This window comes from Flavobacterium chilense, assembly GCF_001602525.1.
Classification (GTDB): Bacteria; Bacteroidota; Bacteroidia; order Flavobacteriales; family Flavobacteriaceae; genus Flavobacterium; species Flavobacterium chilense.
In genome coordinates this window covers 592,694-605,194 of sequence record NZ_LSYT01000002.1, presented here as the reverse complement: position 1 = coordinate 605,194, position 12,501 = coordinate 592,694, and the positions used below count along the sequence as shown (strand labels likewise).

Annotated in this window: 12 protein-coding genes; 6 read left to right on the top strand and 6 right to left on the bottom strand. The window is 32.8% G+C overall.

Annotated elements, in window-relative coordinates; all coding sequences use genetic code 11:
* The first annotated feature begins 392 nt into the window (after positions 1–392).
* The 5 genes from A4F88_RS07675 (at position 393) to A4F88_RS07655 (ending at position 5,774) form a co-directional block, all read left to right on the top strand.
* Positions 393–1,109 (top strand): NUDIX hydrolase, encoded by a 717-nt coding sequence (locus A4F88_RS07675; protein ID WP_068842323.1) that lies wholly within the window; start codon positions 393–395, stop codon positions 1,107–1,109.
* A gap of 17 nt (positions 1,110–1,126) precedes the next feature.
* Positions 1,127–1,837, top strand: coding sequence for an NUDIX hydrolase (locus A4F88_RS07670; protein ID WP_068841987.1), 711 nt, complete (start codon positions 1,127–1,129; stop codon positions 1,835–1,837).
* A gap of 162 nt (positions 1,838–1,999) precedes the next feature.
* Positions 2,000–3,796: a translation elongation factor 4 gene (gene lepA / locus A4F88_RS07665; protein WP_068841986.1), complete on the top strand. Its 1,797-nt coding sequence runs from the start codon at positions 2,000–2,002 to the stop codon at positions 3,794–3,796.
* A 274-nt stretch (positions 3,797–4,070) separates the two neighbouring features.
* Positions 4,071–4,685, top strand: a complete 615-nt coding sequence (locus A4F88_RS07660) for an outer membrane beta-barrel protein (RefSeq protein WP_068841985.1) — start codon at positions 4,071–4,073, stop codon at positions 4,683–4,685.
* Between the two features lie 129 nt (positions 4,686–4,814).
* Positions 4,815–5,774, top strand: a complete 960-nt coding sequence (locus A4F88_RS07655; RefSeq protein WP_068841984.1) for a helix-turn-helix transcriptional regulator — start codon at positions 4,815–4,817, stop codon at positions 5,772–5,774.
* Positions 5,775–5,816: 42 nt separating this feature from the next.
* Here the strand turns inward: A4F88_RS07655 and A4F88_RS07650 are convergent, their stop codons facing one another.
* Together A4F88_RS07650 and A4F88_RS07645 are read right to left on the bottom strand one after the other, a co-directional pair.
* The gene (locus tag A4F88_RS07650; RefSeq protein WP_068841983.1) at positions 5,817–6,317 is read right to left on the bottom strand and encodes a DinB family protein; all 501 of its coding nucleotides are present in this window, start codon (positions 6,315–6,317) and stop codon (positions 5,817–5,819) included.
* 39 nt (positions 6,318–6,356) lie between these two features.
* Entirely contained in the window at positions 6,357–6,839 is a 483-nt protein-coding gene (locus A4F88_RS07645; RefSeq protein WP_068841982.1) for a DinB family protein, read from the bottom strand.
* 221 nt (positions 6,840–7,060) lie between these two features.
* Between A4F88_RS07645 and thiL the strand changes: the two genes are divergently transcribed.
* Positions 7,061–8,107 (top strand): thiamine-phosphate kinase, encoded by a 1,047-nt coding sequence (gene thiL / locus A4F88_RS07640; RefSeq protein ID WP_068841981.1) that lies wholly within the window; start codon positions 7,061–7,063, stop codon positions 8,105–8,107.
* A gap of 56 nt (positions 8,108–8,163) precedes the next feature.
* Here thiL and A4F88_RS07635 read toward each other — a convergent pair whose 3' ends face one another.
* The 4 genes from A4F88_RS07635 to A4F88_RS07620 all read right to left on the bottom strand — a co-directional run bounded on the left by A4F88_RS07635 (position 8,164) and on the right by A4F88_RS07620 (position 12,242).
* Positions 8,164–8,862, bottom strand: coding sequence for a response regulator (locus A4F88_RS07635; protein WP_068841980.1), 699 nt, complete (start codon positions 8,860–8,862; stop codon positions 8,164–8,166).
* Positions 8,862–10,910 carry a tetratricopeptide repeat-containing sensor histidine kinase gene (locus A4F88_RS07630; RefSeq protein ID WP_082815735.1) on the bottom strand — a complete coding sequence of 683 codons (2,049 nt, stop codon included), beginning with the start codon at positions 10,908–10,910 and terminating at the stop codon, positions 8,862–8,864. Before A4F88_RS07630 ends, A4F88_RS07635 begins: the two co-directional genes overlap by 1 nt.
* Before the next feature lie 101 nt (positions 10,911–11,011).
* A complete protein-coding gene (locus A4F88_RS07625; RefSeq protein ID WP_068841979.1) occupies positions 11,012–11,323 on the bottom strand; it encodes a hypothetical protein in 312 nt (103 codons plus the stop codon).
* A gap of 112 nt (positions 11,324–11,435) precedes the next feature.
* Entirely contained in the window at positions 11,436–12,242 is an 807-nt protein-coding gene (locus A4F88_RS07620) for a LytR/AlgR family response regulator transcription factor (RefSeq protein ID WP_068841978.1), read from the bottom strand.
* Positions 12,243–12,501 lie beyond the last annotated feature (259 nt).

Below are 12,501 nucleotides of genomic sequence, written 5' to 3'. Positions count from 1 at the left end.
GATTTTGTTCATTATTTTCCTTTTTAAAATTATTTTTCAAACTTATAGTCAAAATGATATTATCTTATGGTATATTTGACTACAAGTGTAAAACTTTTTTTCTATTTTAGCAAAATATTAAGGTTATTTTTTTTCTATTCTGATTTATTGGGATTCATTTTTAGCAATACAATAACTTTGAATCCTAAACTGAATCAGGAAATGACACATGAAATACCAGACTATAATTTTGACATTCAATTCTTTAAGAAGTTTCTGCTTTTTTTGTTATTTTACTTAACAAATCGCAAACAACTGACTGTCATGTTTTTGAACTGTTAAAAAATTATTAAGTGACCAACAACGGCAGTTATGCATTTTATTTGTTTAATTTGTCAAAATTAATTTCGTATATGGCTAAGAAAGCAGAGACCGGGGCTATTGCAAATACTGAGCAGAATGCAATGAATGCAATCACGATTGACTGTGTTGTGTTTGGTTTTGATAAGGGAAGTCTGGAAGTACTTTTGGTTCAGCATGCAGAAGGAATCAGTAAAGGAAAATGGGGACTTCCGGGTGGATGGATTTATAAAAGAGAAAGTACTGATGATGCAGCACACAGGCTTCTAAATGAACTTACGGGACTGGATAATATTTATCTGGAACAATTGAAGGCATTTGGAGATCCGGATCGTTTCCCGCTTCGTCGTGTTATTACTATTGGCTATTATGCTTTGGTTAAACGTGAAGATTATAACATTAAAGCCGGTTTTACTGCTTCTGATGCAAAATGGTATAAGATTGACAGTATTCCAAATTTGATTTATGATCATAACGAGATTTTGTCTTATAGTATAAAAAATCTGCGCAACAGAGTTCGTCAGGCGCCAATTGGTTTTAACCTTCTGCCCGAAAAGTTTACGTTATTACAACTGATGCATTTGTATGAAGAAATACTAGGTGTAGAGATGGACAAATCAAACTTTAGACGAAAAATTCTGCATATGAAACTCTTGGTAGCACTGGAAGAAAAGCAACAGGACGTTTCTCACAGGGCTGCAAAATTGTATAAATTTGACCCTGCGATTTATAATAAACTTACTGAGAAAGGATTTAATTTTGAGTTTTAATATTCTCTTATAATAGCATGGCATTCGAACCTTTAACAACATCAGATATTCAACAACCTGCCATAGATGGCATTACGATCGATTGCGTTATATTTAGTTTTAATAAATCCAGCCTTGAAGTCTTACTGGTACAGCATGCCGAGGGTGAAAGCATTGGAAAATGGGGACTTTTGGGAGGTTACATGAAAAAAGAGGAAAGTGCAGATGATGCCGCTCACCGAATTGTATACGAACTTACCAGTCTGCATAATATATATCTGGAGCAGTTAAAAGCTTTTACAAATCCTAATCGTGTATTAGAAAGACGTGTGGTAACTATTGGTTATTATACTCTGGTTAATCGTGAAGATTATAATATAAAAGCGAGTGTTGCTGTAACCGAGGCAAAATGGTTTAAAATTAAAGATGTTCCAAATTTAATTTTTGATCATAACGAAATTCTGGATTTTAGTCTGACACAATTGCGTAATCGGGTTCGTCAGGCTCCTATTGGTTTTAATCTTTTACCTGAAAAGTTTGCTCTTTTGCAATTAATGCAGCTGTATGAAGAAATATTAGGTATCGAACTGGACAAATCTAATTTTAGACGAAAAATTTTACATATGAAATTACTGGTTGCGCTTGACGAAAAGCAACAGGATGTTTCGCACAGGGCCGCAAAACTTTACAAATTTGATCCCGAAATCTACAAGAAATTAACAGAAAAAGGATTCAATTTTGAATTTTAGAAGTGATTTTGAATTTCAAAATCTAACTATCGGGCAACTACACTTCAGAATCCAAAACTTTGCGCTATCTTTGCGCCTTAATAACATGTGCTAAAGCAATTGCTGTAGTGCCATTTATACCCAAAAAGACTTAAACTCGAGATAGAGAATTTATATATTAAAATGAAGAAGATACGTAACTTTTGCATTATTGCACACATTGACCACGGTAAAAGTACATTGGCAGACCGATTATTGGGCGCTACACAAACGGTTACAGCTCGTGAAGAAAAAGCTCAATTGCTTGACAACATGGACCTGGAGCGTGAGCGTGGAATTACCATTAAAAGTCACGCCATTCAAATGGAATACACGTACAAAGGCGAGGAATATATTTTAAATTTGATTGATACTCCTGGTCACGTTGACTTTTCATACGAGGTTTCACGATCTATTGCTGCCTGCGAAGGGGCACTTTTGATTGTTGATGCTGCACAAAGCATTCAGGCACAAACAATTTCAAACTTATATTTAGCTTTAGAAAATGATCTGGAAATTATTCCGGTTTTAAATAAAGTAGATTTACCAAGTGCTAATCCTGAAGAAGTTAGTGATGATATTATCGATTTATTAGGATGTAAATTAGAGGATATTATTCATGCTTCCGGAAAAACAGGTTTTGGTGTTGAAAATATCTTAGCTGCCATTATTGAAAAAATTCCAGCTCCGAAAGGAAATCCTGATGAACCATTACAAGCTTTGATTTTTGACTCGGTTTACAATCCGTTTCGTGGAATTGAAGTAATTTTTAGAGTTGTAAACGGTGAAATTAAAAAAGGGCAAAAAATTAAATTCATGGCTACGGACAATGAGTATTTTGCTGATGAAATTGGAACTCTAAAATTAAACCAAGTTCCTAAAAGTGTAGTTTCTGCCGGAGATGTTGGTTATTTAATTTCAGGAATTAAAGAAGCACGCGAAGTAAAAGTAGGTGATACTATTACCGATGCAAAAGTACCTACAACAAATATGATTACTGGTTTTGAGGACGTAAAACCAATGGTATTTGCCGGAATTTATCCTGTAGATACTGAAGATTATGAAGATTTACGTTCATCAATGGAGAAATTACAGTTGAATGATGCTTCGTTAGTATTTACTCCTGAAAGCTCTGCGGCGTTAGGATTTGGTTTCCGTTGCGGATTCTTAGGAATGCTTCACATGGAGATTATCCAGGAACGTTTAGAGCGCGAATTCGACATGACTGTAATTACTACAGTTCCTAACGTTTCGTATCTGGCTTACACTAAAAAAGAACCAGAAAAAGCATTAATTGTAAATAATCCTTCAGATTTGCCAGAACCTTCAAAACTGGACAGAGTTGAAGAACCATATATCAAAGCAACAATTATTACTAAATCTGACTTTGTTGGAAACGTAATGAGTTTGTGTATCGAAAAACGTGGTGTAATTACCAATCAAACGTATTTGACTACAGAACGTGTTGAATTGAATTTTGATATGCCATTGGCCGAAATTGTATTCGATTTTTACGATCGTTTAAAAACTGTTTCTAAAGGTTATGCTTCTTTTGATTATTCTCCTATCGGAATGAGAACTTCGAAACTGGTAAAACTGGATGTTCTTTTGAATGCACAAACGGTTGATGCTCTTTCTGCTTTGATTCACGAAGATAACGCGTACAACATCGGCAAAAAAATGACCGAGAAATTACGTGAGTTAATCCCAAGACAACAATTCGACATCCCGATTCAGGCTGCAATTGGTGCTAAGATTATTGCCCGTGAAACGATTAAAGCACTTCGTAAAGACGTTACCGCAAAATGTTATGGTGGAGATATTTCGCGTAAGCGTAAATTACTTGAAAAACAGAAAAAAGGTAAAAAACGTATGCGTCAGGTAGGAAACGTTGAGATTCCGCAAGAAGCATTTATGGCTGTTTTGAAATTGAATGACTAGATTTTTTTATTAAGAATAAAGAAACAAGATTATAGAGAAACCTGATGATGAAAATTGTCAGGTTTTTTATTGAAAAAAAGTATTTCTTCCTTTCTTGTAAACCTCATTACTTATAAAAAATCCTTAATTAATTATCCAAAATAAACAGGTAAATACTTATAAAAAAGTAGGATTATTAACTCAATAAATTGAATTTTAATTCATTCGATTAGTAACTCTAAGGTTTTAACATTAAAAACATAACTTTAATCTTACAACCATAAAAATTACTATTATGAAAACTAAATTTTTAATTATTGTATCAATGTTAACTTTTTCATTTGCCAATGCACAACAGGCTGAAGTTGACTCTGAAATGCATTCTGCCAAAGGCATTACTTTTCAAAGCGGAGACATGTTCCTCGAAGGTTCTATAAAAATTAGTACTGGCGGTGACTCAGATTATTACGGATTTAGTCCAAAATTTGGTTATCTGCTGAATGATAAATTTGCTGTTGGGGCAAAACTAAATTACTCTAGTGAAAAAGTAGAAGCTACGAATGTCAAAACAAATGTATTTGGAGTTGGCGCTTTTGCACGCTATTACTTTTTAGAATTAGACAAAAAACGTTTTAAAGCTTTTGCTGAAGCTGGTTTAGGTTACGGACGTAATAAAATCGAAACTCCGCCAAACAGTGATACCAGTAACAGTATTACAGCAGATATTACTGTAGGTCTGAATTATTTTGTGACCAAAAATGTTGCGGTAACTTTTACACTTGCGAATGTATTGGCATACAACAGCGTTGCACCAGAAAATGGTAAATCATCAGATACTTTTAATTTAAACATTAATTTATTTGAAAACATTTTTGATCAGCCACAATTTGGACTTTTATACCGATTTTAGGTTTATAAAGAATCACATATCGAAAAGCTGTCTCAATTTGGGACAGCTTTTTTATTTCTATTCATTTTCAACCTTTGTATCTTTGATTCTCAAAACCTCAACAATTCAAAATCATATTAACTCATAAAAATGCTTGACGAAACCCCAAAACGATTTGACCGTATTGTTGCTATTCTTATTCAGTTACAATCTAAAAAAATTGTAAAGGCTCAGGAATTGGCAAACCGCTTTGAGGTGAGTTTAAGAACGATTTACAGAGACATCAGGACTTTAGAAGCTTCGGGAGTTCCTATTTACAGCGAGGCAGGTGTTGGATATGCTTTGATGGATGGTTACAGATTGCCACCCGTTATGTTTACCCGTGAGGAAGTAAGCAGTTTTATTGCTGCTGAAAAACTCATGCAAAAATTTACTGATCCTTCTCTTGGTTCACATTATGCTTCGGCGATGTTTAAATTAAAATCGGTTTTAAAAAGTTCTGATAAGGATTGGGTTTCGAATATTGAGTCGAGAGTTGTCATGCAAACCGCCGGACCCTTATTTCACGATAAATCACCTAATACTCTTGTGCTTTTATTTGAAAGTATTGCCGAGAAAAAGCAAATCCTGCTATCCTATAAAACCCTTGAGTCAGCAGAACCAAGTCATCGAAATATTGAACCTGTTGGTGTTTTTCACGATAACAACAATTGGTATTTTCTGGGCTATTGTCACTTACGACAAGATTACAGACAATTTAGAACAGACAGGATTCAGGGAATTCAGAAAACAGAATGTGATTTTACGATCGAACATGATTCTTTAGAAACATATTTAAAGAAAAACGAAACAATCCCAACAACAAAAGTCCGGATTTTAGTTTCCAAAAAAATCCTGAATTATCTTCGGTATGAGCAAAAATATCATGGGTATGTTTCTGAAAAAGAGGCTGGAGATCAGGTAGAAATGACTTTTATGTCACGCGACATTCAGGAAGGGTTTCCGAGATGGTTTCTGATGTTTGGTGATTATGCCACAATTCTGGAACCTGAAAAACTCAAAACCAGAATACTGGAATTACTTGAAAATTATAAAAAGAGACTTACATAAAAAAACTCCCAAAAAGAATTTCGTTCTTTGGGAGTTTTTTTGCTATTTCTGTGTTTTGATTACATTATAAAAATTATAATCTGTATTTGAGGCATCAGTAATTCCTATACTTCTGCCTATTGTTACAATTTGGCCTCTATGATAAGTACCGTGATTAATAACCTGTATCAAATAATCAGAAACAGGCAGTTCGCATTCAAACCAAGGGTTAACAATTTTGACTTCTTTCATTAAATCATCATCAGATAATGAATGAATTAAATCTACAAGTTTAGCAGATGAGTTTAATAATCCTGCAAATATTTCTTCTTTTGACAACTCGCTTAACTCTTTCTTTTTTGTCATTACAGTTTCAGAAATAACAGAAAACCAATATTCTTCGGTTCCCCAGATATGATCAAGTGTTTTTAATATACCTGAAAAGCTCGAAGGCACTTCGGCATAAAGCAATTCATCAGATTTAACTGAGAGCCAATTCACAAATTGTTGATTTACCCACAAATTGTAATCTGCATAATTTGACATTATCTTTTTTAAACTCATAGTCTTTGAATTTTAATTCTTAGTGAAATGCAAGCCTCATTATCTTTCCCAGAAAAAAGGAGGATCAATTCCCAATGCTCTTAAATACACATATCCTTGTCCGCGGTGATGTACCTCGTTATCAACAAAATACAAAATATTCTGAATTACCGGAAATTCATACTGACCAAAAAGATTAAATGTTTCATTAAAATCTTCGACAGATAATTTTTCCCAATACTGATTAATTTCTGCAGTTGCTTCGTCCCATTTTTCAAGATATTGCGCTTTAAAAATCAGTTTTTCTGATGCTTCTTCTGTGAATGGTTTTACTTCTTTAGTTACAATTCCTTTAAGTCCAGGAACTGCAATTGCTAAAAGTTCATCGGCTAGTTTAGCAAAAGGACGCATTCCTCCTATTGAAAATTCGAAGAAATCTTTTTCAGGAAATGCCTCAATTACACGACGTGTAAGGGCACGGTGACCTTGCCAGTGTTTTAATAAATCTTCAGGAGTGATCACTTGAGCAGCTAATGTTTTCATAGTTTTTAATTTTTAATATTTTAATACTTCAAAAGTATTGAGGGTCGGTGACAACAGTTTGTCAACAGGAAAAAAAACATTTCAATTATTTTTTACCTCTGTTACAAAGATGCACTTTTACAAGTGTTTACAAGCAAATAGGGCGATCCGGGATAACATTTTCATAAATTAGATAAAACCTTTGTACCTTTGCGCCTTAGAAACTTTGGAACTTAAAAGAAATGATCGAAGATAAAAATCCGCAACGTACCAGTATAGCGCAATTAGGTGAATTTGGCTTAATTGACCATTTAACCAAAAATTTTGATGTCACTCAGGAATCTACCATAAAAAGTATAGGCGATGATGCTGCAGTTCTGGATTTCAAGGATAAAAAAGTAGTCGTTTCTACTGATTTATTGATTGAAGGTGTGCATTTTGATTTGGCTTATATGCCTTTAAAACATTTGGGCTACAAAGCAGTTGTTGTAAACCTGTCTGATATTTGTGCCATGAATGCCAAACCAACTCAAATAACGGTTTCTGTGGCTGTTTCTAATCGTTTTCCGTTAGAAGCCTTAGAAGAATTGTTTGAAGGGATTTCACATGCTTCAAAAGAGTATAAAGTTGATGTTATTGGCGGAGACACAACCTCATCACAAAAAGGATTAATTATTAGCATTACTGCAATTGGTGAAGCAAATGAAGAAGAACTTGTCTATAGAAATGGTGCCAAACAAACCGATTTACTTGTGGTAACCGGTGATATTGGTGCTGCGTATATGGGATTACAGGTTTTAGAACGTGAAAAACAGGTGTTTCAGGTTAACCCAAACAGTCAGCCTGACCTGGATATGTACAGCTATTTAATTGAGCGCCAATTGAAACCAGAAGCACGCAAAGACGTTCGTACTTTATTGCATGCTCTTGAAATTAAACCGACTTCGATGATTGATATTTCTGACGGATTATCTTCTGAGATTATTCATTTGTGCAAACAATCAAAAGTAGGTTGTAATTTATATGAAGATAAACTTCCGTTAGATCCGCAATTTATTTCGACTTGTGAAGAATTTAATATCGATAGTACTACAGTTGCCATTAATGGCGGAGAAGATTATGAACTTTTATTTACTATTGACATCAACGATTTTGACAAAATAAAAGGAAATCCAAATTTTTCTATTATTGGTCATATGGCAGACGAAAGCGAAGGAGTTCATTTAGTAACCCGTGCCAATACAAAAATTGCCTTAAAAGCCCGCGGTTGGGATGCTTTGAGCGAGTAATTTTAAATATCTCAAAAACAAAAACGACATCTGTAGAGATGTCGTTTTTGTTTTTATTAGAAAAGCCCTTTACTTTTTGCTTTTCGTATCAGTTCTTCATCAGAACCTGATTTTATTTTGAGTAATTCTTTGAGACTTGATTTACGTTTCTCGATCGCATTTAAAGAGATAGGAATGTATTGCGGCATGTCTTCTATCGCTGTTCCTTTAGACAAATGAAACAAAATTTGTTTGTCGAACTCGTCAATCTCTATTTTATTATGAGCCGACTGGTTGAGTATTTTTTGTACCGACTGACTGTAATATTTATCATTTTTCATGACTTTATCGAATGCAAAAAGCAATTCATCAAACGTGAGATCGTTTTTTATAATCAGGCCATTGGGGCGTATAGTTCTGATAATTGTTTTTATTTTTAGCAATTCGGTATACATGGTCAGGAGAATAATTTTGCAATTGGGCATTTTCTCCATAAGGAGTTTTGCCAGATCTTCTCCTGAAAATATATTCTTTTCTTCATAAGCGGGCATACTTATATCCAGAAAAGCGACATCAAAAGTTGGGGTTTGCTGGTTTTCGATTAAATCATATCCTGATTTACAATCATGAGCCTGCAAAATATGAAATTCATATTCTTTAGGATGATAACGCGTTATGGCATTTTTATAGCCTTCGATAATAAAGGGATGATCATCGACAATTAAAATGTTTCGCTTAATTAATTGCGTAATGGGGGTTTGTGAATCAATTGTCATTATGTATGTAGGTTAATTTTTTGATCAATTGGAACTTTTATTATCAAAAGCGTTCCTTGCCCTTTAGCAGATTTTATGTTTACTGTACCGTGACATTCTGCCGCTCTGTATTCTATATTATGCAATCCTATACCGTTTTTTGTTCTCTTGGTGTTAAAACCAACTCCATCATCTTCGATTGATAAAAACAAGTAGTCAATTTCGCTTTTAAACTTGACTGTAATGGTATTTGCATTTGCATATTTATTGCAATTCTGAAGTGCTTCCTGGATAATCCTGTACAAATTAATTTTGATGGTATTACTCACCAGATCCCATTTGATATGAGGATCGAAATAAGTCATTAATTTTGCCTCGTACGTGTTTTGCTGACTTTCAAACAATTTGTTTAAAATCGCTACAAAATTATTAATTAATTCTGATTTTTCTCTGTTTAGATCATGCGAAATTTCGCGTATATCTTCTTCAATATGTTTCAGTTCGGTTAGATATTTTTTCCTTTTGGCGGCAGCTTCAGCCTCATCTATTTTATCTAAACTATCTAAACTGATCCTAACACCAAACATTCTGCCCAAAACACCATCATGCAATTCCTGAGCTACTTTTTTCTTTTCTTTAATACGAGTGAGTTCGATGTCATTTTGCTGCGAAATCATCAGGTTATAAATATCTTCATTGGCAATTTGCTGCTGTTGTTTGAAAAGTAACTCCCGATTTTTTGCCTGCTGCGTTTTGTAAACATAGAAAAACAATCCTATCAAAGTACAAATACTAAAAACATAAATTAAGGTTTTATTTTTCTCTTGTAAATTTGAGTTTTGATCTTTTATTTCGTTGGTTTCGTACTCAATACGAGAGAATTTTTCTCCCATTTTTCGTTCTGCTTTCACCATTTTTTCATTAATTCCTATATATTCTTTTGAGTATTTCGGAGCATTTTGAGGATCAACATTAGCAATTTGTTTAAGAGCATCTAAGGTATTACCTAATTGATTGGATGCTCGGGAAAGGGTTAGTGCTTGTTTTGAAAACTGAATTGCTCTAAATGTATCTTGTTTAAAAGCATAATATTCGGAAAGATGGATCTTACTGGAAATAACTCCTGAAGTAAGATCAAGACTGTCCCTAATCTTTAAAGATCTATAAAACAAATCAGGCAATTTATCAGATTCTTTTAGTTTAAATTTTGAATATCCCAGATTGTCTAATAAAATTGCATATAGACTTGTTCTATCTTCAGAAAGATTTTTTTGAGCCAATCCTTTTTCAAAAAAAAACTTAGCCTGTTTGTAATTCCGCATATTCATATAGATGAAGCCTATATTATTTAATGAAGCTGCTCTATATTGATAAAATGGTAGTATTGATTTGTCTTCTAAGATTGCCAAAGCTTTATTTTGAAATTCTAATGCCTTGGTATACTCCTCTCTTTCATTATACAATATTCCTAAAAGATTATAACTTTCATAATAAAGGTCATTTACTTTTTGTTTTTTCTTCAAACTACTTAAAGCCTTAAAAACAGCTATTTCGCTTTCAAAAAAATCACCTTCATTATATTGTAGGCTTGCTTTGTTTAAAAAAGTTTTAGCTAAATTATATTGATCATTTATTTTTAAATAAAGCTTTTCTGCTTTAAAATAATTCATAAAAGCACTATCTGAAATTGATTGAGATTCATAATAATCACCTAAATACATGTATGCCTTAGCAATATGTACTGAATCTTTAGAATTTTGTGCTCTTTCTAGAACTAATTTCGTTGTTTGAAGATAGGATTTCCAATCGCTCATGTTATAGTAACGATTAGCGACTTTAAAAATGTTTACTTTATTAAGTGAGTCATCTTTTTGACTTAAGATTATCTCTAAAGCTTTTCGGCAGTAATTTTGTTTAATTTCTAAAGGCAAATTATTTTCATTTGCTAATGAAAGATATGTAGGAAGACTATCTACTGACGAAGTTATACTTTTATCTAATTCTGTTTTCTTGGTACATGCCAATAAAACAAAGAATAAAAGCAATAATATTTGAGATTTTTCTTTCAATTTATGACTTTGAGTTTTACCAAAAATACTAAAACTATAGACATAAAAAAAGGCTGTCAAAAATTTAACAGCCTGGCGATATTCTTTATAAAAATTAAAATTTAATCTACCTTCTTATCTGTTCTAACAGATTGATTAACTCGGTCAAATTTCAATTCTCCTTTATTATCTATTTGATTGTTTCCTGGATAATAATCCCCTTTCTTCTGTTTTCCTGTCGCGCCACTTCCATCTGTATCAACAAGAGTATTTAGAATTCCTTTGTTTGTATCACTTTTTGTTGGGTTAGCAAATGAAGTTGCTACCATTACTAATGAGAATAATCCGAATGTTAAAGCTGCCTTTTTCATGATCTGAGGTGTTTTATGTTTGATTTTTTTGTTATGGGTATATGATTGCTTGTTGTTAATCATGGTGTAAAACTACACCCACATTTCAAAAAAATTTATACAAAAAATCTAGTTTGTGGTAAACCATACCCAATTGATAGTCAATGGGCACCAAATCAATGTAAATACTTAATTATTAGACTTCTAAGTAATTTCCTGCAACAAAATCAGCGATAATTATATCGACATTTGATTTATAAGTTTTAGAAAACGGAATCTTTTTAGAGGAGTTTTTTATGTAACAAACTGAGTTTCCGTTATGAATTCTCGAAATATAATTTCGGTTAATGATATAACTATTATGAATTCGTATAAAAGGATACGATAATATGTTCTCAAAATGCTTTAAAGTTTTAAAAGCAGTTATCATTTCACCGGAACTCAGGTAAATATCGGTTGAGTTATTATCGGCCTGAAAATAGCAAATATCAGCTGCATTGATATAGCGATAATCGCCATAAGATTTGATACATATAATAAGTGGCTGCTCAACAATGGTTGTTGTTTGTGTAAACGGCAGTACTGAAGAAACTATTTCTTTAGTTTCAGGGAAATTGGTTTCTAAAATGTTTCTTTTTAGCTTCAAAATAGTTTTTAATATATCTATTGATACAATTGGTTTTAATATATAATCAAAAACACCATATTGAATGGCCTCAAAAGCCAGTTCTTTTTTAGCCGTTGTAATAATTATTTTAGGCAAAAGGGACAAAAACCGATACAGTTCGTTTATCAGATTCAATGACAGATTGCTGGACATATCCAGGGGATCAATTTCTAGAAAAACAATTGAAGGCCTGTGTTCTAAAACCAAATTTAATCCATCCTGATAATTTCCAGCCGACGCCACAAAAGTTAATTCTGAAAACCCTTCTGCAATGGTTTTAGTTTTCAAAACACTTTCAGCATCATCATCAATTATAATATACGAATACTTTTTCAATTTTGATTTTTATTGATTTTTCATGAATCCCCTACAATTGCCCATTTAGTTTCATCAATACTTTTTGAAAAATTCTGTTTAGCATTTTATTCGCAATTAAAAATACGAATTTCAGTTATTCTGCAATTTCATTGTTAATACATTGCAAAAAAATGTTAACACATAAGGATGAAATGCAAAAAAGTCCGATCAAATACTTATTTTAAGATTAAAAAAATCCCAAACTCCGTTAAGGAATTTGGGATTTATATGATTTTAA

Excerpts from the sequence above, each read along its gene's own strand:
- A4F88_RS07650 (WP_068841983.1), bottom strand. The coding sequence starts at position 6,317 with ATGAGTTTAAAAAAGATAATGTCAAATTATGCAGATTACAATTTGTGG.
- A4F88_RS07625 (WP_068841979.1), bottom strand. The coding sequence starts at position 11,323 with ATGATTAACAACAAGCAATCATATACCCATAACAAAAAAATCAAACAT.
- A4F88_RS07670 (WP_068841987.1), top strand. The coding sequence starts at position 1,127 with ATGGCATTCGAACCTTTAACAACATCAGATATTCAACAACCTGCCATA.
- thiL (WP_068841981.1), top strand. The coding sequence starts at position 7,061 with ATGATCGAAGATAAAAATCCGCAACGTACCAGTATAGCGCAATTAGGT.
- lepA (WP_068841986.1), top strand. The coding sequence starts at position 2,000 with ATGAAGAAGATACGTAACTTTTGCATTATTGCACACATTGACCACGGT.
- A4F88_RS07645 (WP_068841982.1), bottom strand. The coding sequence starts at position 6,839 with ATGAAAACATTAGCTGCTCAAGTGATCACTCCTGAAGATTTATTAAAA.
- A4F88_RS07635 (WP_068841980.1), bottom strand. The coding sequence starts at position 8,862 with ATGACAATTGATTCACAAACCCCCATTACGCAATTAATTAAGCGAAAC.
- A4F88_RS07655 (WP_068841984.1), top strand. The coding sequence starts at position 4,815 with ATGCTTGACGAAACCCCAAAACGATTTGACCGTATTGTTGCTATTCTT.
- A4F88_RS07675 (WP_068842323.1), top strand. The coding sequence starts at position 393 with ATGGCTAAGAAAGCAGAGACCGGGGCTATTGCAAATACTGAGCAGAAT.
- A4F88_RS07660 (WP_068841985.1), top strand. The coding sequence starts at position 4,071 with ATGAAAACTAAATTTTTAATTATTGTATCAATGTTAACTTTTTCATTT.